Origin of the sequence: Aeromonas sp. FDAARGOS 1402, assembly GCF_019046925.1 — a bacterium.
Classification (GTDB): Bacteria; Pseudomonadota; Gammaproteobacteria; order Enterobacterales; family Aeromonadaceae; genus Aeromonas; species Aeromonas caviae.
This window is the reverse complement of record NZ_CP077201.1, coordinates 4,200,379-4,223,728: the sequence shown is the minus strand read 5'-3', so window position 1 is coordinate 4,223,728 and position 23,350 is coordinate 4,200,379. Positions and strand designations below refer to the sequence as shown.

At 59.4% G+C, this 23,350-nt stretch carries 11 protein-coding genes; 10 read left to right on the top strand and 1 reads right to left on the bottom strand.

Annotated elements, in window-relative coordinates:
• Positions 1 to 164: 164 nt before the first annotated feature.
• From I6L32_RS19725 to I6L32_RS19685, 9 genes are all read left to right on the top strand, one after another.
• Positions 165 to 1,109 (top strand): TIGR01212 family radical SAM protein, encoded by a 945-nt coding sequence (locus I6L32_RS19725; protein WP_010675167.1) that lies wholly within the window; start codon positions 165 to 167, stop codon positions 1,107 to 1,109.
• A gap of 371 nt (positions 1,110 to 1,480) precedes the next feature.
• Positions 1,481 to 3,625 carry a type I secretion system permease/ATPase gene (locus tag I6L32_RS19720; protein WP_216944393.1) on the top strand — a complete coding sequence of 715 codons (2,145 nt, stop codon included), beginning with the start codon at positions 1,481 to 1,483 and terminating at the stop codon, positions 3,623 to 3,625.
• Positions 3,618 to 5,033, top strand: a complete 1,416-nt coding sequence (locus I6L32_RS19715) for an HlyD family type I secretion periplasmic adaptor subunit (protein ID WP_010675165.1) — start codon at positions 3,618 to 3,620, stop codon at positions 5,031 to 5,033. The genes I6L32_RS19720 and I6L32_RS19715 overlap by 8 nt, the downstream gene beginning before the upstream one ends.
• 35 nt (positions 5,034 to 5,068) lie before the next feature.
• A complete protein-coding gene (locus I6L32_RS19710; RefSeq protein ID WP_010675164.1) occupies positions 5,069 to 6,400 on the top strand; it encodes a TolC family outer membrane protein in 1,332 nt (443 codons plus the stop codon).
• 99 nt (positions 6,401 to 6,499) lie between these two features.
• Complete coding sequence (locus I6L32_RS19705; RefSeq protein WP_223917454.1) at positions 6,500 to 7,258, top strand: transglutaminase-like cysteine peptidase; 759 nt, start codon at positions 6,500 to 6,502, stop codon at positions 7,256 to 7,258.
• A 3-nt stretch (positions 7,259 to 7,261) separates the two neighbouring features.
• Positions 7,262 to 9,187, top strand: coding sequence for an EAL domain-containing protein (locus I6L32_RS19700; protein ID WP_119197583.1), 1,926 nt, complete (start codon positions 7,262 to 7,264; stop codon positions 9,185 to 9,187).
• A 267-nt stretch (positions 9,188 to 9,454) separates the two neighbouring features.
• A complete protein-coding gene (locus I6L32_RS19695) occupies positions 9,455 to 19,738 on the top strand; it encodes a retention module-containing protein (RefSeq protein ID WP_254203858.1) in 10,284 nt (3,427 codons plus the stop codon).
• An 87-nt stretch (positions 19,739 to 19,825) separates the two neighbouring features.
• The gene (locus tag I6L32_RS19690) at positions 19,826 to 20,383 is read left to right on the top strand and encodes a hypothetical protein (protein ID WP_042879892.1); all 558 of its coding nucleotides are present in this window, start codon (positions 19,826 to 19,828) and stop codon (positions 20,381 to 20,383) included.
• A gap of 54 nt (positions 20,384 to 20,437) precedes the next feature.
• Positions 20,438 to 21,139 (top strand): SIMPL domain-containing protein, encoded by a 702-nt coding sequence (locus tag I6L32_RS19685; protein ID WP_010675156.1) that lies wholly within the window; start codon positions 20,438 to 20,440, stop codon positions 21,137 to 21,139.
• Between the two features lie 162 nt (positions 21,140 to 21,301).
• Here the strand turns inward: I6L32_RS19685 and I6L32_RS19680 are convergent, their stop codons facing one another.
• On the bottom strand, positions 21,302 to 22,678 hold the full coding sequence (locus tag I6L32_RS19680) for an amino acid permease (protein WP_010675155.1): 1,377 nt from the start codon (positions 22,676 to 22,678) through the stop codon (positions 21,302 to 21,304).
• A 356-nt stretch (positions 22,679 to 23,034) separates the two neighbouring features.
• Here I6L32_RS19680 and I6L32_RS19675 point away from each other — a divergent pair, with 356 nt between their 5' ends.
• Positions 23,035 to 23,310: a hypothetical protein gene (locus tag I6L32_RS19675; protein ID WP_080770124.1), complete on the top strand. Its 276-nt coding sequence runs from the start codon at positions 23,035 to 23,037 to the stop codon at positions 23,308 to 23,310.
• Positions 23,311 to 23,350: the final 40 nt, after the last annotated feature.

Sequence of the window (23,350 nt, the reverse complement as noted above, 5' to 3'; positions counted from 1 at the left end):
CAGGAGTGACAGGTTGTCAAAAGTGACCGTGAATGCTGACTGTTGGGTATTTATCGCATCTAACGTGAATATTTATATGATTTTTGGGTAGAGAGCGGGATTGATCCAGCGCAGCCTGTCCGCCGGGCTGCGTCGCTAGAATGACACCTCATTTCGGAGGTGTCATGCAGTTACACGAACTCATCAATACATTTGGCCAGGATCTCAAGCAGCGCCACGGCCAGAAGATCCACAAGCTCTCCATCCACGGGGCCTTTACCTGCCCCAACCGGGACGGCACCCTGGGCCGGGGTGGCTGCACTTTCTGCAATGTCTCCTCCTTTGCCGACGAGTCGGCCCAGCAACTCTCCGTGGTGCAGCAACTGCTGGCACGCCGGGACGAGGTGACCCGGGCCAGGCGTTATCTGGCCTACTTTCAGGCCTATACCAGTACTTATGCCGAAGTGGAGTACCTTCAGCGCATGTATGAAGAAGCCTTGTCGGTGAGCGACATGGTGGGGCTCTGCGTCGGAACTCGCCCTGATTGTGTACCCGATGCGGTGCTGGATCTGCTGGCAGGTTATCAGGCCAGAGGTTACGAGGTGTGGCTGGAGCTGGGGCTGCAGAGCGCCAACGACAAGACGTTGCAACGGATCAACCGCGGCCATGGCTATGGCGCCTATGAAGACGCGGTACGCCGGGCCCACGCAAGGGGCATCAAGGTCTGTGCCCATCTGATTGTCGGTTTGCCCGGCGAGGTGCCGATGGACAGTCTCGATACCCTGCATCGCATCGTGGCGACCGGGGTCGAGGGGATCAAGCTGCACCCGCTCCATGTGGTGGAAGGGAGCACCCTTGGCAAGGCGTGGCAGGCGGGGCGGCTGGAGGTGCTGTCGCTGGCGCAATATGTGGAGGCGGCGGTGGCCATGATCCAGCACACGCCCCCCGAGGTGGTCTATCACAGGGTCTCGGCGTCGGCGCGCCGCCCGACCCTGCTGGCCCCCACCTGGTGCGAGAATCGCTGGAGCGCCATGACCGCCATTGCCGCGGCGCTGGCACGCTCAGGCCCTCAGGGACACTGCCTGGGACGCCCTTTTTCTCTCCCTTCCACAGGCGAGTGCCAACTCTAATTTCGTCAAAAAAACAGTGGGTTATTAGATGAAATTCAGTCTTTGGAGTATAGTTTCGTTCAAGTCACCTTGATAAGATGGTGGGCTTGAAAAAAGATATAGTTATCAATAACTCTTTGCAGTTTGTATACCGGGCGGGCTTTCTTCGTACCGGGTGGCATATTTCTTGGCAACATCAGGTGCCCGGCATGTCCCCTCCGTTTCCGGCATGAAAATCTGTGAGGGAGGCGAGACATGCAGTGTCCCGGCTCTGTGCGCTAATCGGGTTGTGGGTCTGGGTGGCGAGGTCTGTTCTGTTTTTCCGGATCGCCGCCGGGCTTTTGGATATTCGGCCCCGAGACAACCTTCTGAATCATGTTTGATGGGATGCTATGCAAGCAGAAACCAGCCATATAGATGAACTGTTGGAGTGCCTGGTCTTTTTGACCCGCTTTTACGGGGTGCCCAACAGTCAGGATGCTCTCACCACCGGCTTGCCACTGGTCTCCGGGCGTCTCAGCACGGCGCTCTTCAGTCGTGCCGCCGAGCGGGGCGGTCTCTCTGCCCGCGAAGTGATCCAGCCCCTTGAACAGATCTCTTCCCTGCTGCTGCCCTGCGTCTTGCAGACGCGCAATGGCGGCGCCTGCATCTTGCTTGAATGGAATGAAGAACGGACCCAGGCGAGGGTCATCTTTCCCCAGGCCGGAGACGCGGCCCAATGGGTCAGTCTTGCCCAGCTTGGTGACGAGTACAATGGTCGTCTGTTCTACGTCAAGCGGCAGTTCAAGTTTGATGAGCGCTCGCCCAAAGTGCTGGAGACCCGTGATGGTCACTGGTTCTGGAGCACCTTGTTCGAGTCCCGTGGTATCTATCGGGATGTGCTGGTGGCCTCGATCCTCATCAACCTGTTTGCCATCGCCAGCCCCCTGTTCACCATGAACGTCTATGACAAGATTGTGCCCAACCTGGCATTCGACTCCCTCTGGGTGCTGGCGGTTGGAGCCATGGTGGTGTTCACCTTCGACTTCGTGATGCGCCAGCTGCGCAGCTACTTCATCGATATTGCAGGCAAGAAATCCGACGTGCTGTTGTCGGCCAAAATCTTTGCCAAGGTGATGGGCATGAAGATGGAGTCCAGGCCTGCGTCGACCGGTGCCTTTGCCAAGCACTTGCAGGAGTTTGAATCGGTGCGCGAGTTTTTCACGTCGGCCACCGTCTCCACCCTGATCGATCTGCCGTTTGCCATCTTCTTCCTCTTCATCATCTGGATTTTCGCCGGTGTCATGGTGGTGGTGCCCATCATCGCCATCCTGATCCTAGTGGCCTACAGCTTCTACATTCAGGCACCGCTGAAGCAATCCATCGAGGAGGGCTCCCGGCTCGCCTCCCAGAAGAACGCCAATCTGATCGAAAGCATCTCGGGCCTTGAGACCGTGAAGATTTTCGGGGCCGAGAGCATGTTCCAGCACCGCTGGGAGCAGGCGGTGTCCCACATCTCGACCTGGGGCGTGCAAACCCGGCGCATCACCAACTCCATGTCTTCTCTGGCGAGCTACATCCAGCAGGTGGTGACAGTGGGACTGGTGATCGTCGGTGTTTACCAGATCTCGGAAGGGTTGGTGACCATGGGGGGCATGATAGCGGCCGTGATGCTGTCGAGCCGGGCCATCGCCCCCATGGTGCAGCTGTCGGTGCTCTCCACCCGCTACAACCAGGCCAAGTCGGCGCTCGAGATCCTGGAGAAGATCATGATGACGCCGGGTGAGCAGGAGGAGGGCAGGCAGTACATCCACCATCCGATCATCCAGGGGCGCATCGAGTTTGAAAATGTCTCCTTCAAGTATCCGGGCATGGAGAGCAGTACCCTGCACAACATCAACCTGCGCATCGAGCCGGGTGAGAAGGTGGCCATCATCGGGCGGATCGGTGCGGGTAAAACCACGCTGGAGAAATTGCTGATGGGCCTCTATCGCCCGACTGACGGCTTGGTGCGTCTGGACGGCTTTGAGCTGGACCAACTGCCGCCGACCATCATTCGCCGCAACATCGGCTGTGTGCCGCAAGATGTGACCCTCTTCTTTGGTTCCGTGCGGGACAACATCATGCTGGGTAATCCCCTGGTGGACGATGCCCGTGTCTTGCGCGCCGCCAAGCGGGCCGGGGTCACCAACTTTACCAACCGGGATCCCAACGGTCTCGACAGACAGATAGGTGAAGGGGGACGTCAGCTCTCCGGTGGCCAGCGTCAGTCCATCCTGCTGGCTCGCGCCTTGCTCAACGATCCCCCCATTCTGGTGATGGACGAGCCGACCTCCAACATGGACAACCAGTCAGAGATGCACGTGAAGCAGGAGCTGGCACGGCTCGGCCCCGAAACCACCCTTATCCTCATCACTCACAAGACCTCCATGCTGGATGTCGCTTCCCGGGTCATCGTCGTGGAGCAGGGGAAGATAGTGGCGGACGGTCCCAAAGAGGTGGTGTTGCAGCAATTGAAGGAAGGCAAGGTGCGGGTGCAGGAGACGGCGAATGGCTAACCACTGGTTCAAGAAAACGCCCTCAGATACGGTCTTGCCTGCACCCGAGCATCTCGAGTACGTGGATGACGGCGCCGCCGCCGTGCTGCTGACGACACCCACCCGTGCCAGAGTCCTGCTGTGGGCCTGCTTCCTGTTTTTTGTCAGCGCCATCGTCTGGGCCGCCTGGGCAGAGCTGGATGAAGTGACAGTCGGCCAGGGCAAGGTGATACCGTCGCGCCAGTTGCAGGTGATCCAGAACCTAGAAGGGGGGATCGTCAAGGAGATCTTCGTCAAGGAGGGGGACATCGTCGAGAAGGGACAGCCACTGCTGCGCATCGACGATACCCGCTTCAAGTCGGATTTTCGCGAACGGGAGCAGGAGCTGGTCACCCTCAAGGGGGATATTGCCCGCCTGCGCGCCGAAATTCGCAGCGTGGTGGTCAAGAACGAGCCCAATCTGGGCTGGCGTGAACAGGTAGCCATCGACAAACAGGCCATCGAGTTCCCCGAAGGGTACGAGAATGTGTTTGCCGAATATGCCGCCCGTGAAAGATCGGTGCAGGAGGCGCGGTTAAACAACCTCAAGAACCAGCTCTACATTCTGGGACAGCAGATCGAGCAGAAAGAGCAGGAGACCATAGAGCTCAATGCCAAGATCCGGACCGTGGGCCGCAGCGTTGATCTGGCTCGTCAGGAGCTGAACATCAGCCGTCCTCTCGCAAAAGAGGGTATAGTTCCTCAAGTGGAGCTAATTAAACTGGAGCGGCAGGTCAACGAAATGCAAGGGGAGCTGGAGGCGAACCGCCTGCTGGTGCCCAAGCTCAACTCGGTACTGCGGGAGACCATCTCGAAGCGAAATGATATCGCCCTGAAATTCCGGGCGGACTCCCAGACCGAGCTGAACGAACGTCAAGGCAAGTTGAGCCAGTTGTCAGAGGGCCAGGTCGGCCTCAGGGACAGAGTCGATCGTACCAGTGTGATCGCGCCTCTCAAGGGGACCATCAAGAAGCTCAAGATTAATACGCTGGGTGGGGTCGTTCAGCCGGGCATGGACCTGATGGAGATAGTGCCGCTGGAAGACACCCTGCTGGTTGAAGCCAAGGTGTCGCCCAAGGACATCGCGTTCCTCAGACCCGGACTGGAGGCCGTGGTCAAGATAACTGCCTATGATTTCACTATTTATGGAGGTTTACATGGCAAGGTTGAACAGATAAGTGCCGACTCAATCCAGGATGAGGAGGGCAACTCCTTCTATCTGGTGCGAGTACGAACCGAGAAGAGTTATCTGGGCGATGAGCTTAACGCACTTCCCATCATCCCCGGTATGTTAGCCAGTGCAGATATTATTACTGGTAAAAAAAGTGTCCTAGACTACTTGCTGAAACCCATCTTGAGGGCTAAGCAGTCGGCACTGAGAGAACGATAAGCCAACAATCTAAAAACAACATGACTGGAGATACCATGAAGAAGACGATTGTTGCCATGCTGGTTAGTGGCACCATACTGTTCCCGGGCCTGAGCCAGGCACAGACGCTGGAACAGTCAGTGGCGCAGTCACTGGCTACCCATCCGAAAATCAAGGAAGCTTTTGATCTCTATCAGGCACGACTGTATCAGCATGATGGAGCCAAGGGCGGCTATTACCCCACCATTGATCTGCGTGGTGGCGTCGGTTACGAGAAGACTGACAGTCCCTCGACCCGTGCCGCAGGTCCCAATTCACAGACGATCGATGACTCCATGACGCGCAAGGAGGCCGGGATCAGCCTTCGCCAGATGCTGTTTGACGGCTTTGATGTCAGCAGCAACGTGGCACGGACCGATGCCGCCGCCCAGGCCCAGCGCCTGGCGATGATCTCCGAGGCGGAGAACACGGCCCTGCGCGTGGCCGAGGTCTATCTCAACATGCTGCGTCAGCAGGAGATCCTGGAGCTGTCCAAGCAGAACCTTGAAACCCACGAGCAGATCCGCAGTGACATCCAGAAACGGACCGACTCCGGTCTTGGGTCGACCGCTGACCAGACCCAGATCGACGGTCGTGTGGCTCGGGCTTACTCCAATCAGGCGGCGGCGGAGAACAACTATCGGGATGCCGAGAGTGAGTTCATCCGTGTCGTCAATGAAGTGCCCAAGGATCTCGTTCAGCCAGTACCGAACACCCAGCTCCTGCCAGCAACACTGGAAGATGCGCTGAAGACGGCAACAGAGGTTCACCCGACCCTGCTGTCATCCCTGCAAGACATCGAAGAGGCGAAGTACCAGCATGAAGGCTCCAAGTCAGGGTTCTACCCGAACGTAGCCTTTGAAGTGGATCAGAACTGGAACGAGGACATCGATGCGGTCAAAGGCCGTAACGACGATCTCACCGCCATGGTCCGGATGCGTTACAACCTGTTCCGCGGTGGGTCCGATCTGGCAGAAAGCAAGGCAACCTCTGCGCTCTATTCCCAGGCCAAAGACATTCACATGAATGCCTTCCGTCAGGTGGAAGAGGGGACCCGCCTCGCCTGGAACGCCAAAGAGTCGCTGGCCAAGCAAAAAGTCTTCCTCAAAGAGCACGTGGACGCCAGCTATGACACCGTACAGGCGTACAAGAAGCAATTCGGCCTGGGCCAACGGACCTTGCTGGACGTGCTGAACACGGAGAACGAACTGTTCGAGGCTCGCCGCAGCTACATCACGGCCGAGTACGACTCCCTGTTGGCAGATTATCGTATCCTCAATGCCACCGGTGGTCTGCTCAATGCCCTGAATGTGCAGCAACCGGCTGAATGGCAGGCCAACAACAACTGATGGCCCTGCCACTGATGTCATATCAGGCAAGGGGAATGGCTGCAGCGTGCTGCAGTCATTCTTTTATGCGTCCGGCGGTCAGGGGATGATGGCGGCGTCATGACACAGAAAGAAGTGGCATCGACAGGCTGGAGCCGACGTGATGGGTATCGAGCTGTCGCAGGTGCACGTGCGCCCTGGCGGGTTCGCCTGCTGTGGCTGGCCCTGCTGGCGATCCCCCTGCTGCTCAGCGCCAGCCAGCCTCTCTCACCGGAGGATATGAAACTGGTCAAGCGCGCGGAGGAGACCTATGGCCCCAGGGCCGGCAAACGGGTCACCAGCTGGCGCACTTTGGCAATGCAGAACAAGGCGGCGGGGCTGACGGATCGGCAGAAGCTGGAGAAGGTGAACCAGTTCTTCAACCAGATGCGTTTCATCGATGACATCAAGTTGTGGCACAAGAAGGATTATTGGGCGACACCGCTGGAATTTCTGGGCGCAGCGGGGGGAGATTGTGAAGACTTCAGCATTTCCAAGTATTTTACCTTGCTGGAACTTGGCATCCCTGATGAAAAAATGCGAATGGTATATGTCAAGGCATTGGATTATAACCAGTTTCATATGGTCGTTGCCTACTATGAGACGCCTGCGGCAGTACCCCTGATTCTGGACAATCTTGTCGGATCAATTCGCCCGGCGACCCAACGGGCGGATTTGTTGCCAATTTACAGTTTTAACGGTAGTCACTTGTGGCTGATGAAGGCGCGTGGTCAAGGGGAACTGGCCGGGCAATCATCCCGCTTGGGATTATGGACAGACTTACGCAATCGCATGACATCGGGGCGATTGGCTCGGCCTGCGGTCAATTTGGATGATTAACCTATGACGCTCTACAGACAACTATTGGCAACCATGCTGCTGCTGTTCGGATTGCTGTTTGCCGCCACCTATTGGGTGCAATTCAATTCGACCCGCAACTACCTGGCGCAGCAGCAGGAGACCACCGTCATCAATACGTCCACCGCACTGGGTCTGGCGCTGACCCCCTATCTGGAGAACGGCGACAAGGTCAGTGCCGAATCCGTGATCAAGGCGGTGTTCGACGGGGGTTACTACAAGCTGGTCCGTCTCGATCTGCTGGCCTCCAAGGATGTCATCGAGCTGGAGAACAGCAGCCATATCGAAGGGGTCCCACAGTGGTTCATTGGGCTGGGTCTGTTCCCTGAAGTGGCCAATGAATCGATTTTGACGTCGGGTTGGCTGCAACTGGGCAAGCTGAAGGTCGTCGGCCACCCTGGACAAGCCTACTACGAGCTTTGGAAAGGAATGAGCGAACTGGCCACCTGGTTCCTGGTCGGCTTTCTCGTCACCACTCTCTTGCTGATGCGGGCGCTCAATTATCTGCTCAAACCGCTCAAGCTGATTTGCGATCAGGCGGTTGAAATCGAGCTGCACCATTTCGGCCACGCCATTCCCGAGCCCAAGACCCGCGAGCTGCGGCAAGTGGTACAGGCCATCAATACCCTTTCCAGCAAGCTTGCCGTGCAGTTCAAAGAGCAGGCTGACGAAGCCGAGAATCTGCGAGCCCGCGTCTATGTGGATGCCGTCTCCGGGCTTGGCAACCGCTCTTACTTCGTCGGGCAGGTCAATGCCTGGATTGCGGAGGCCGGGCAGGGCGGGGTCATGCTGGTGGCCGTCGACATGCTGGACGATCTCTATCGGGAAGAGGGCTTTGCTGCAAGGGACAACATGGTCAAGTCCATTGCACAGGTGCTCAGGGAACTGCTGGATGGCTGGGATGGCGCGGCGCTGGCCCGGATCTCGGCGACGGAGTATGCCTTGCTCTGCCCCACCGATGATCTGTCTCAGCTCAAGGAGCTGGCGGAGCTCATCAACAGCCGTATCGCCGATCTGGTTGTCAATCCCATGGGAGAAAGCGGTGCGCTGTCCGTCGTCGGCATCGCCGGCCGTGATGGCAATGACGATCTCTCGGCCCTGCTGACGAAGGCGGATAACGCCCTTGGCAAAGCGCGCAATGAGCGGCGCGGTGCCGTCGTGATGGAAGGCGGCAATGAGCAGGGACTGATGGGACGCCTTGCCTGGCGAGACCTGGTGCAGGATGCCATTGCCAGACATCTCTGGCGCTTCAAGGCACAGCCTGCGTGCCGCTTCGATGATGGTACCCGCCTGCATGCCGAGTTGTTCGCGGCCATCTCGCGAGATGGAACGGATTACTTCGCAGGGCAGTTCTTGCCTGCGATCGAGCAGTTCAAGATGGGGGCCGAGTTTGACAAGGCGGTGCTAGAAGCCTGCGTCCCCTTGTTCAAGCAGCAACCGGAATTGGTGTTGGCAGTCAATATCACGGCGGGTTCTCTCTGTTCGGATGAGTTCCTGACATGGCTCAGAGGCTATCTGCCGCTGAACGTGGAGCTGAAGGAGCGACTGCTGTTCGAGATCCCGGAAGCGGCCATCATGAAACACAAAGAGTATGTGACTCATCTGGTTGAGCTGTTGCGAGAGCACGGCTTCTTGTGGGGGGTCGATCACTATGGCCGGCACTTCCAGTCCCTCGGCTATCTGGAAGAGCTGACCCCCGCTTATGTCAAGGTGGACCACGGGTATACCAGCCAGGTCATGGAACCAGGCGCCGATACCTCCTTCCTGGCGGCTGTCTGTCGGGCTGCCCACAACGCGGGTGTCACGACCATCGCCACCCGGGTGGAAGATCAACGGCAGGTTGAATTGTTGTCCAGTTTGCATATCGATGGTTATCAGGGGTTCGTTCACCCTGCATTTCCACTGGTATAAGCGGTACAACTCGATAGAAAGGGGCCCATTAAGGGCCCTTTTTTATATCTGTTTAGAATATGTACATCATTTTTACGCGACATATAGGTAATATCACTAAAACTCGCGCTGTTACTTATTTGATTTTTATATGTAAAAAATATTCGTTCGATTCGCTGCATCGGATGAAGTCAAAGAGACTCAACCCTGTACATTTTTGCAACGGAAGCAGGACGGGGGCGTATCTAGAGTGTAGGCATCAAGATCTGTCACCCTGGAGCAATGGATATGCGCACCCAAATCATCGACAAAACCGTGGTCGTCTCTTCCGTAGAAGGCAACGTTCAGATCCTGCTTGCCGATGGCAGCAGTCGTCCTCTCCAGCCTGGCGAGATACTGCAGCCTGGCGCCAGACTCAATATCGCTGATGATGCCAAATTGATGCTGGCTCCCTACGATGACAAACCTGCAGCGGACAATGGTGTCCCGGCAGGGGCAGAGATGCCTCCAGAGGGACAATCTTCCTCATCGGTTGCCAATCATCAGCAAGGCTCGCCTGAAGTGTCGCCAGAAATTGCGGCGTTGCAACAATCCATCCTGCAAGGGGTTGACCCGACCAAGAACTTCGAAGCCTCTGCTGCCGGTGGGGCACCTGCCGCCGGTGGTGGTGGCGGTATCGGCGGGGTCGCTGGGGCCAGTGGCAATGGTGGTTTTGTTGTCATAGATCGCATCGGAGATGCGACTATAGCCGAGGCCGGATTCGATACCGGCTATGATACGTTGATCGATCAGAATGTGCTGCAGGAAGACGATCTTCTGCCCGAGAATCAGCTCGATGATCAGGATGAGTCTGTTGTCACCCAGGAAGATCAGGCCATCAGTGGCAATGTGCTCGACAACAGCAACAATCCGGATGGTCCCCTTGATTCGTCTGTCATTTCCTATAGCTGGGGCAACAATCAGGGAATTGCTGCTGGCGTTGAGAGCACGCTGGATGGGATTGGTACGCTGATCATCAATGCCGACGGCTCCTATACCTTTACCCCCGCGCTGAACTACACAGGCCCTGTACCTGCGGTCAATTACACCGTAACGGATGGGGATGATACCAACGACTCCACTATGACCATCACCATCACCCCTGTAGATGAGCCTGTCTCGCTGAATGGATTGCAGGTCGAGGGTGGTGAGCTTGTCCTTGATGAAGCCGCGTTGCCGGATGGCTCAGCCCCCGATGGCGCAGCCCTGACCAAGAGCAGTACCTTTACATTCAATGCGGCAGATGGAGTGCAAAGCCTGACGCTGGGAGGTGTGACGCTGATCAGCAATGGCCAGGTCTTGACCACCTTCCCCCAGGGGATCCCCAGTCCTTTGGGAAATCAACTGCTGGTGACCGGCGTCAGCTACAACCCGGTGACAGGGGTTGGCAGCGTGACCTACAGCTACACCCTGAACGATAACGAAACACATAACAAACCTGCAAATGATGGGGCTCTGACGGAGAGCTTCAACGTCGTGTTGACGGACCTTGATGGCGACACGACCAGTGCAGGGCTGGATGTCGTGGTGCTGGATGACGTGCCGACGGCGGTGAGCGACGTTAACCTGACGGCGGCGAGCGAGAACAACCTGGTCCTCAATGGCAACGTCATCACCAACGACGTGCAGGGGGCGGATGGCGCGGCAGTGACCGCGGGCACCCTGAGCGGGACCTACGGCAGCCTGGTGCTCAATGCCAACGGCACCTACACCTACACCCTCAACCCGAACGACGGTGACTTCAAGGCGCTGACCGGGGGCGGGGTGGGCAGTGAAGTGTTCACCTACACCCTGACGGATGCGGACGGAGACGTGAGCACGGCGACCCTGACCCTGACCATCAAGAACGACGATGACGGGGTGACCATCACCAACCTGACGCCCAAGGGCGAGGGCGGGGATGCGAAGGTGTATGAAGACGACCTGCTGGCGACCCGCGGCGAGAATGAATCGGCGGGGTCGGACAGCAGCAAGGAGTCGACCACGGTGACAGGGGACTTCACCATCAGCGCACCGGACGGGGTGAAGACCCTGAGCGTGGGTGGCATCAACATCGTGGTGAACGGGGTGGTGGCGGGCTTCCCGCTGAGCGGGGTGACCACGCCGCTGGGCAACACCCTGACCATCACCGGGTACAACCCGGCGACCGGGCTGGTGAGCTACAGCTACACCCTGAACGACAACGGGGCGCACCCGACAGCGAACGGCAACAACAGCCTGTTCGAAGACTTCGCGGTGAGCCTGGTGGACAGCGACGGGGATTCGGCCTCGAACACCCTGAGCGTGCAGATCGTGGACGACGTGCCGACGGCGGTGAGCGACGTCAACCTGACGGCGGCGAGCGAGAACAACCTGGTCCTCAATGGCAACGTCATCACCAACGACGTGCAGGGGGCGGATGGCGCGGCGGTGACCGCGGGCACCCTGAGCGGGACCTACGGCAGCCTGGTGCTCAATGCCAACGGCACCTACACCTACACCCTCAACCCGAACGACGGTGACTTCAAGGCGCTGACCGGGGGCGGGGTGGGCAGCGAAGTGTTCACCTACACCCTGACGGATGCGGACGGAGACGTGAGCACGGCGACCCTGACCCTGACCATCAAGAACGACGATGACGGGGTGACCATCACCAACCTGACGCCCAAGGGCGAGGGCGGGGATGCGAAGGTGTATGAAGACGACCTGCTGGCGACCCGCGGCGAGAATGAATCGGCGGGGTCGGACAGCAGCAAGGAGTCGACCACGGTGACAGGGGACTTCACCATCAGCGCACCGGACGGGGTGAAGACCCTGAGCGTGGGTGGCATCAACATCGTGGTGAACGGGGTGGTGGCGGGCTTCCCGCTGAGCGGGGTGACCACGCCGCTGGGCAACACCCTGACCATCACCGGGTACAACCCGGCGACCGGGCTGGTGAGCTACAGCTACACCCTGAACGACAACGAGGCGCACCCGACGGCGAACGGCAACAACAGCCTGTTCGAAGACTTCGCGGTGAGCCTGGTGGACAGCGACGGGGATTCGGCCTCGAACACCCTGAGCGTGCAGATCGTGGACGACGTGCCGACGGCGGTGAGCGACGTCAACCTGACGGCGGCGAGCGAGAACAACCTGGTCCTCAATGGCAACGTCATCACCAACGACGTGCAGGGGGCGGATGGCGCGGCGGTGACCGCGGGCACCCTGAGCGGGACCTACGGCAGCCTGGTGCTCAATGCCAACGGCACCTACACCTACACCCTCAACCCGAACGACGGTGACTTCAAGGCGCTGACCGGGGGCGGGGTGGGCAGCGAAGTGTTCACCTACACCCTGACGGATGCGGACGGAGACGTGAGCACGGCGACCCTGACCCTGACCATCAAGAACGACGATGACGGGGTGACCATCACCAACCTGACGCCCAAGGGCGAGGGCGGGGATGCGAAGGTGTATGAAGACGACCTGCTGGCGACCCGCGGCGAGAATGAATCGGCGGGGTCGGACAGCAGCAAGGAGTCGACCACGGTGACAGGGGACTTCACCATCAGCGCACCGGACGGGGTGAAGACCCTGAGCGTGGGTGGCATCAACATCGTGGTGAACGGGGTGGTGGCGGGCTTCCCGCTGAGCGGGGTGACCACGCCGCTGGGCAACACCCTGACCATCACCGGGTACAACCCGGCGACCGGGCTGGTGAGCTACAGCTACACCCTGAACGACAACGAGGCGCACCCGACGGCGAACGGCAACAACAGCCTGTTCGAAGACTTCGCGGTGAGCCTGGTGGACAGCGACGGGGATTCGGCCTCGAACACCCTGAGCGTGCAGATCGTGGACGACGTGCCGACGGCGGTGAGCGACGTCAACCTGACGGCGGCGAGCGAGAACAACCTGGTCCTCAATGGCAACGTCATCACCAACGACGTGCAGGGGGCGGATGGCGCGGCGGTGACCGCGGGCACCCTGAGCGGGACTTACGGCAGCCTGGTGCTCAATGCCAACGGCACCTACACCTACACCCTCAACCCGAACGACGGTGACTTCAAGGCGCTGACCGGGGGCGGGGTGGGCAGTGAAGTGTTCACCTACACCCTGACGGATGCGGACGGAGACGTGAGCACGGCGACCCTGACCCTGACCATCAAGAACGACGATGACGGGGTGACCATCACCAACCTGACGCCCAAGGGCGAGGGCGGGGATGCGAAGGTGTATGAAGACGACCTGCTGGCGACCCGCGGCGAGAATGAATCGGCGGGGTCGGACAGCAGCAAGGAGTCGACCACGGTGACAGGGGACTTCACCATCAGCGCACCGGACGGGGTGAAGACCCTGAGCGTGGGTGGCATCAACATCGTGGTGAACGGGGTGGTGGCGGGCTTCCCGCTGAGCGGGGTGACCACGCCGCTGGGCAACACCCTGACCATCACCGGGTACAACCCGGCGACCGGGCTGGTGAGCTACAGCTACACCCTGAACGACAACGAGGTGCACCTGACGGCGAACGGCAACAACAGCCTGTTCGAAGACTTCGCGGTGAGCCTGGTGGACAGCGACGGGGATTCGGCCTCGAACACCCTGAGCGTGCAGATCGTGGACGACGTGCCGACGGCGGTGAGCGACGTCAACCTGACGGCGGCGAGCGAGAACAACCTGGTCCTCAATGGCAACGTCATCACCAACGACGTGCAGGGGGCGGATGGCGCGGCGGTGACCGCGGGCACCCTGAGCGGGACTTACGGCAGCCTGGTGCTCAATGCCAACGGCACCTACACCTACACCCTCAACCCGAACGACGGTGACTTCAAGGCGCTGACCGGGGGCGGGGTGGGCAGCGAAGTGTTCACCTACACCCTGACGGATGCGGATGGAGACGTGAGCACGGCGACCCTGACCCTGACCATCAAGAACGACGATGACGGGGTGACCATCACCAACCTGACGCCCAAGGGCGAGGGCGGGGATGCGAAGGTGTACGAGGACGACCTGCTGGCGACCCGCGGCGAGAATGAGTCGGCGGGGTCGGACAGCAGCAAGGAGTCGACCACGGTGACGGGGGACTTCACCATCAGCGCGCCGGACGGGGTGAAGACCCTGAGCGTGGGTGGCATCAACATCGTGGTGAACGGGGTGGTGGCGGGCTTCCCGCTGAGCGGGGTGACCACGCCGCTGGGCAACACCCTGACCATCACCGGGTACAACCCGGCGACCGGGCTGGTGAGCTACAGCTACACCCTGAACGACAACGAGGCGCACCCGACGGCGAACGGCAACAACAGCCTGTTCGAAGACTTCGCGGTGAGCCTGGTGGACAGCGACGGGGACTCGGCCTCGAACACCCTGAGCGTGCAGATCGTGGACGACGTGCCGACGGCGGTGAGCGACGTCAACCTGACGGTGGCGAGCGAGAACAACCTGGCCCTCAATGGCAACGTCATCACCAACGACGTGCAGGGGGCGGATGGCGCGGCGGTGACCGCGGGCACCCTGAGCGGGACCTACGGCAGCCTGGTGCTCAATGCCAACGGCACCTACACCTACACCCTCAACCCGAACGACGGTGACTTCAAGGCGCTGACCGGGGGCGGGGTGGGCAGCGAAGTGTTCACCTACACCCTGACGGATGCGGACGGAGACGTGAGCACGGCGACCCTGACCCTGACCATCAAGAACGACGATGACGGGGTGACCATCACCAACCTGACGCCCAAGGGCGAGGGCGGGGATGCGAAGGTGTATGAAGACGACCTGCTGGCGACCCGCGGCGAGAATGAATCGGCGGGGTCGGACAGCAGCAAGGAGTCGACCACGGTGACGGGGGACTTCACCATCAGCGCACCGGACGGGGTGAAGACCCTGAGCGTGGGTGGCATCAACATCGTGGTGAACGGGGTGGTGGCGGGCTTCCCGCTGAGCGGGGTGACCACGCCGCTGGGCAACACCCTGACCATCACCGGGTACAACCCGGCGACCGGGCTGGTGAGCTACAGCTACACCCTGAACGACAACGAGGCGCACCCGACGGCGAACGGCAACAACAGCCTGTTCGAAGACTTCGCGGTGAGCCTGGTGGACAGCGACGGGGATTCGGCCTCGAACACCCTGAGCGTGCAGATCGTGGACGACGTGCCGACGGCGGTGAGCGACGTCAACCTGACGGCGGCGAGCGAGAACAACCTGGTCCTCAATGGCAACGTCATCACCAACGACGTGCAGGGGGCGGATGGCGCGGCGGTGACCGCGGGCACCCTGAGCGGGACTTACGGCAGCCTGGTGCTCAATGCCAACGGCACCTACACCTACACCCTCAACCCGAACGACGGTGACTTCAAGGCGCTGACCGGGGGCGGGGTGGGCAGTGAAGTGTTCACCTACACCCTGACGGATGCGGACGGAGACGTGAGCACGGCGACCCTGACCCTGACCATCAAGAACGACGATGACGGGGTGACCATCACCAACCTGACGCCCAAGGGCGAGGGCGGGGATGCGAAGGTGTATGAAGACGACCTGCTGGCGACCCGCGGCGAGAATGAATCGGCGGGGTCGGACAGCAGCAAGGAGTCGACCACGGTGACAGGGGACTTCACCATCAGCGCACCGGACGGGGTGAAGACCCTGAGCGTGGGTGGCATCAACATCGTGGTGAACGGGGTGGTGGCGGGCTTCCCGCTGAGCGGGGTGACCACGCCGCTGGGCAACACCCTGACCATCACCGGGTACAACCCGGCGACCGGGCTGGTGAGCTACAGCTACACCCTGAACGACAACGAGGTGCACCTGACGGCGAACGGCAACAACAGCCTGTTCGAAGACTTCGCGGTGAGCCTGGTGGACAGCGACGGGGATTCGGCCTCGAACACCCTGAGCGTGCAGATCGTGGACGACGTGCCGACGGCGGTGAGCGACGTCAACCTGACGGCGGCGAGCGAGAACAACCTGGTCCTCAATGGCAACGTCATCACCAACGACGTGCAGGGGGCGGATGGCGCGGCGGTGACCGCGGGCACCCTGAGCGGGACTTACGGCAGCCTGGTGCTCAATGCCAACGGCACCTACACCTACACCCTCAACCCGAACGACGGTGACTTCAAGGCGCTGACCGGGGGCGGGGTGGGCAGTGAAGTGTTCACCTACACCCTGACGGATGCGGACGGAGACGTGAGCACGGCGACCCTGACCCTGACCATCAAGAACGACGATGACGGGGTGACCATCACCAACCTGACGCCCAAGGGCGAGGGCGGGGATGCGAAGGTGTATGAAGACGACCTGCTGGCGACCCGCGGCGAGAATGAATCGGCGGGGTCGGACAGCAGCAAGGAGTCGACCACGGTGACAGGGGACTTCACCATCAGCGCACCGGACGGGGTGAAGACCCTGAGCGTGGGTGGCATCAACATCGTGGTGAACGGGGTGGTGGCGGGCTTCCCGCTGAGCGGGGTGACCACGCCGCTGGGCAACACCCTGACCATCACCGGGTACAACCCGGCGACCGGGCTGGTGAGCTACAGCTACACCCTGAACGACAACGAGGTGCACCTGACGGCGAACGGCAACAACAGCCTGTTCGAAGACTTCGCGGTGAGCCTGGTGGACAGCGACGGGGACTCGGCCTCGAACACCCTGAGCGTGCAGATCGTCGATGACGTGCCGACGGCCAACGATGATGCTGACAGTGCCACTGAAGGTGTGTTCACTCCGGTGACGGGTAATGTCATTACCGGGGCGGGGACCATCGGCGGCACAGCCGGTGCCGGGGTGGACGTCATGGGGGCGGATGGTGCGGCAATCAGCCAGGTCGTGAGCTCGAACGGCAATTCAGACAGTAATCCTGCCGGTGGATTCACTGTGACCGGGCTGTATGGGACGCTAACCATGGGGTTGGATGGCGAATACAGTTATACGCTCACGGCGGCATCGGTTCCCGTGGGTGCCTCGGAGGTATTTACCTACACGCTCAAAGATGGCGATGGTGATACAGATCCGGCAACTCTTACCATCAATATTGCTCAGGATACCCGTGTCCCTGTATTGACCATCGGCAATGCGACGGTTGATGAGGAGGGACTGCCTGAGGGGACGGCTGCCAGTGGTAATTCGGAGATATTCAATGGCAGCTTCACCATCAACACCCAGGGGGAAAATCTGACTACCTTGACCATCGGTGGGCAGGCTTACAACTTGACCAGTGGCGGCAGTCAGACCTTGATCAACAATACGGAAGGAATGCTGACGGTAACCGGTGTCAGCGGCCCCACAGCCGGTGTCTACACGGTGAATTATACCTACACGCTCAAAGACAATGTGCTGACTCACAACGTTCAAGGCAACAGTGATACAGCGAATGGTCCGAGTTTCGTCGTGTCGGCTACGGATGCCAGTGGCGACAGTGGCACGGGTAACCTGCAGGTTGTGATCAGCGATGATGCCCCCATTGCCAATGCTGTTACCAATGCAGGCCAGGCGACTCAGGTGCAGAACACGAATCTGATGTTGATCCTCGATATCTCCGGCAGTATGGGTGATCCATCGGGCTATCAAGGCATGACTCGGATGCAGGTGATGCAAAAGTCCGCTTTGGAGCTGCTGGACAAATACAGCGCCTACGGCAGCGTCATGGTCAATATCGTGACCTTCTCCACTTCAGCCGCCAATCCGACCGGGGTGTGGGTCTCGGTCGATGTAGCCAAGGCCATCATCCTTGGCCTTACCCCCACGAACTCGACCAACTACGATGATGCACTGAACGAGGCAATCAAAGCCTTTGGCGATACAGGTAAACTCGCTAATGCGCAAAATGTCTCTTACTTCATGTCGGATGGTCTGCCAAATGCCAACTCGTTGAGCGGTACCCCCGCCACAGTTCCTGATGGCAACAACTCGCTTGGCGGTGGAAACGGGATCGATGGTGACGGCACGACACTGAGCGGTGAAACCAAGGACTGGGCCGATTTCCTGACGGCGAACAACATCAATTCGTACGCGCTCGGGATGGGATCGGGAGCGACCCAGTCTGCACTGGATCCCATTGCCTACAACGGGGTCAGTGGTGCCAGCCCGGCAAATACCACCGCAGTGGTGGTGACTGACTTCAGCCAACTGACCGCGACCCTTTTGAGCACCGTGGTAGCCCCGCCCTTGGCAGGACAACTTATAAACGGTGTAGCGGCGAGTGCTGGGGCCGATGGTGGCTGGCTCAATGCCATTACCGTGGGGGGGGTGACTTATACCTACAACCAGAAGACGGACTCCGCCGGCGTTTCGGGAGGGACATCAGCCGGGACCTTCAATACAACGACCAACGAATGGACCATTACACTTGCAGGCGGCATCCTCAAGGTGGACATGGACAACGGCGCCTACACCTATACTCCGCCGTCATCCATTCCGGTCGGGGGGATAAACCAGGTCGTGGGTTACAGTGTGATAGACAACGATGGGGATACTGCGTCCAGCACCTTGTCCATCGTTATCAACCCGGCGGTCGGTCCTACCGTGGTTCGTGATGACTTTATCATCACCAACCAGGACCCCGCGACCATTCCGGATTGGGCTCTGCTTGCCAATGACACCGGGCCTCTGGCTGCGACCCAGATGATCACGGGCGTCTCGGGAGCCGTTGGAGGGACCGTCACAGACAATGCAGGCTCGGTAACATTTGATGATACCTCCGGCAATGCGACTCCCAACTCTTACGAGGGTTCGTTCAACTACACCAATAGCACGACCACAGATACGGCCAAGGTGTATGTGGATGTGCAGAGCGGTTTGACACTTACCGGGAGCTATCTCGACGAGATCCTTATTGGGGGATCTGGAAACGATACGCTCAACGGCAATGCCGGGAACGACATCCTGCTTGGAGGACTCGGTAACGACACCTTGAATGGTGGTGAGGGCAATGATCTCCTGATCGGTGGCGCTGGCAACGATACCCTGAACGGCGGCAATGGCAATGATACGGCCAGTTACTTCGACAGCGCTGCTGGGGTCACGGTCACAGTCAATGGTGCCAGTCAGAATACCGGAGGGGCAGGGACAGACAGCCTGAGCAACATGGAAAATCTGGTAGGATCCATGTTCAACGACAGCCTGACCGGCGATGGCAATGCCAACGTCCTGAGCGGACTGGCAGGTAACGACATCTTGAGTGGTGGTGGGGGCGACGACCTGCTGATTGGGGGTACCGGCAGTGATACCCTGACTGGTGGGGCTGGCAAGGATACCTTCAAATGGATGGCAGGTGATGCAGGAGGCACGGATACCATCAAAGACTTCACCACGGGGGCCAATGGAGATGTCCTGGACCTGAGTGAACTGCTCAGTGGTGAGCATGCCGATGCGAGCACACTGGATCACTACCTTACCTTTGCTTCTGGTCCGGGCAGTGGCAAGTCAACCCTGACCATTGATCTCGATGGAGCGGGAAGTGGCACCACGACTCATACCATCCTCTTTGACAACGTGGATCTGACGGCCGGTAAATCCAATCTGCAGGTCATTCAGGATCTGCTGGATCAGGGCAACCTCAAGGTCGATCCGTAAGCAGGGTATGGGGGCCGGGTGTGCCCGGCCCCTGTTATTTGATGGAGTGGGCAGATAAGATAGCTGCAGTATCAGGAGAGGGTCACCATGCAGTCATTCAACTGGGTCGACATCGACGGCATTCGCTACAGCTGGAACGGGCAGGACAATATCGTCTGCACCGGCCGCTTTGGTTATCAGGCCACGATGACAGGTGACACGCTCAATGGTCTGGAGCTGGAGAGCGAAGATGGTGAGGTGGCGGGGTTGCTGAATGTGGACTTTGCCGCTTCTCGTATCAGCTTCACGCCAGCAGAGGATGCCCCCCTGCCCCACATGATGGTGCTGGTCGGCCATGAGTGGGGGCAGCAGGAGTATTCGTTGCAGAGCCTGAGTGATACCTCCTTGCAGGGGCTGCTCAGCCACGGTGAGGAGCTTGACTGGGGAGCGCTGGCCGTCGTGACGACGTCCGAGCCGAATCTGCCATCACAAGGTCATGTTCTGTCGTGGGATTCGTTCCACTTTGAGGATGAGTCGCTGTTTGGCAGCCCGGCGCCTGCTCCCGTGATGACAAGCCATGGCAATTCAGGAGGAGGGGAGATCAGCATCAATATCGACATGACCAATCAGGTGCTGGACCAGATCCCGCCGACACACGATATATGAATCCCAATCGACGACATGCATAATGATCTCCATCTAAATGATGGAGGTTTTTTTATGTGGCGTCCCCTTCTTACCCTGTCCGCGCTGGTTGTCAGTGCTCCGTTGCTTGCCATCGAGGTTCCCCAGGCCCCCCATCTGGTCGTCAGTGGCTATGCGGAGCAGAAGGCCGAACCAGACATGCTGACGCTCAATGTCGCCGTCACGGCACTGGAGAAGCAGGGCATCAAGGCCAAACAGCAGGTAGATACCAAGGTAGCTGCCTTCTTTGGCCAGCTGGAGAGCCTGGGCATCAAGCGCAGCGACGTCGAGGCGGGCAACCTGGTGATCTCCCCCGAGTATCAGTATCCCCAGAACAAGCAACCTGAAATGGTGGGTTACCGTGCCCAGCGCCAACTGGCTGTCAAACTCTATCAACTCGACAAACTCAGCCAGTTGATGGATACCGCCCTCAAGGCGGGTCTGGAGTCCGTGACCCAGATAGAGTACGGCCTGAAGTCACCACAGGTCATCAAGGAGCAGGCCCGGCTTGGTGCTGTCGCTGATGCCACGAGCAAGGCGGAGTCCCTGGCCAAGGCTTTCGGCATGAAGCTTGGCAAAGTGTATAGCGTTGAATACCGCAACAGTTCCCCCATGCCGGTCTATACCCGTGCCATGAAGGCCGCGGCAGCCCCTGCCGCCGACATGATGGAAAACAGCTATCAACAGCAGCAGATCAGCATCACTGACAATGTTGAAGCCGTCTTCCTGCTGGAATAACACAGCCCCTTTGTCCATCACTCAAACCCGAGGCAACCCCTCGGGTTTGTCATTGCAGGGGCTGGCAGGACAAGCGAGCCACGAACAGGATCTGGTGAAACGGGAATGGAATAAAAAAATGCCGGTCACTGACCGGCATTTTTGTTGGAGGAGGCTCGATGCCTAGCCCAGGTTGGTCGCCAGCTTGCGTTGGCTCTTCTGTTTGAGCAGATAGCCGATACCGAGTACCAGGACCCAGGCCGGGATCAGCTCGACCGAGATGCGGGTGCCGTCGTTCATGTACATGATCACCAGGATGGCGGCCATGAAGGCGAGGCAGAGGTAGTTGCCAAACGGGCTCCACAGTGCCTTGAACTTGGTGGTGACACCTTCTGCGGCCTTCACCTTGCGGAACTTGAGGTGCGCCAGGCTGATCATGGCCCAGTTGATGACCAGGGCGGAGACCACCAGGGACATCAGCAGACCAAAGGCCTTGCCCGGGATCAGGTAGTTGATGAGCACACACAGCAGGGTGGCCGCGGCCGAGATGGTGATGGCGGTCAGGGGCACGCCGCTCTTGTTGGTCTTGAGCAGGGCCTTGGGGCCGTTGCCCTGCTTGGCCAGGCCAAACAGCATGCGGCTGTTGCAGTAGACGCAGCTGTTGTACACCGACAGCGCGGCGGTCAGCACCACCAGGTTAAGTACGTTGGCTACCAGGTTGCTGTCGAGCGCATGGAAGATCATCACGAACGGGCTGCCGCCTTCCACTACCTTGCCCCAGGGATAGAGGGAGAGCAGTACGGTGAGGGCACCGATGTAGAAGATGAGGATGCGGTAGATCACCTGGTTGGTGGCCTTGGGGATGCTCTTCTCGGGATTGTCCGCTTCCGCTGCCGTGATGCCGACCAGCTCCAGACCGCCGAAGGAGAACATGATGAAGGCCATTGCCATCACCAGCCCGCCGACGCCGTTGGGGAAGAAGCCACCCTGGGCCCAGAGGTTGCTGACCGTGGCCTCGGGGCCGCCGCTGCCGGAGAACAGCATCCAGCCGCCGAATCCGATCATGCCGAGAATGGCGACCACCTTGATGATGGCGAACCAGAATTCCATCTCGCCGAACGCCTTGACGTTGGAGAGGTTGATGGCGTTGATCAGCACGAAGAAGAAGGCCGCCGACATCCAGGTCGGGATCTCGGGCCACCAGTACTGGACATAGATACCGACTGCCGTCAGCTCGGCCATGCTCACCAGCACATAGAGCACCCAGTAGTTCCAGCCGGAGGCGAAGCCGGCGAAGTCACCCCAGTACTTGTAGGCAAAATGGCTGAATGAGCCGGCAACCGGCTCTTCCACCACCATCTCGCCCAGCTGGCGCATGATGAGGAAGGCGATGAAGCCGCCGATGGCATAACCCAGCAGCACCGCAGGGCCCGCCATCTTGATGGTGTCGGCAATGCCGAGGAACAGGCCGGTACCGATGGCACCGCCCAGTGCGATGAGCTGGATATGGCGGTTTTTCAGACCGCGCTTAAGCTCCTCGCCGTGTTGTTGAAGATCCATTCTTCCTTCCTTACGTCGCTGAAATCACTCGGCTCGCGTCCCGTCAGCCACAGCACGTCCTCTGCCTGGCGCGGCATCTTGTGCCGAAAACGTGACGAAATCCGTATTTATATCGTTACAGTTTGCCGCTGGCTGTTTTTTGTAGCGGCTACCAACCCGAGCAGAATAGTGATAATCGACCGTCCATGCACCTGTTTTCCTCATCATTGGCTGCTGTTTTGTGCGCCATGCAGGTTTTTCATGATCTGGAAAGGGGTTTTGAGAGTGATTGCTGGTTTTGTGTTCGAATGGATTTCCATCTCTTGACTCAGTTTGGTTTTCATGGCGTTGTTTCCCTTTGATAAAAAGGGACTCATATGATGGAGCGTATAGTCGGTGGCCTGGTGATGGCCGTGCTCTGGCTCGGGATCTGGCTCTCCCCCATGTTGCTGACGATGGCGATGAGCAGCCTTGTTGTCTGGGGCTGGTTGGGAGCGGATTACCTGGTGAACCACGTCGCCATGGTGCTCATCCTTGCTGCCGGGATGGGGTTGGTGCCAGCCTGCTGGCTGAGCGAGCGAGTCCGCAAGGGCAGGGGACTCATCCATTTTCACGGCATGTTGATGAACAACAAGGAGCTCAACAAGCCCTGAGCCTGCTTGCCCCGCGAGTGATGGGATGCCAGCGATGATG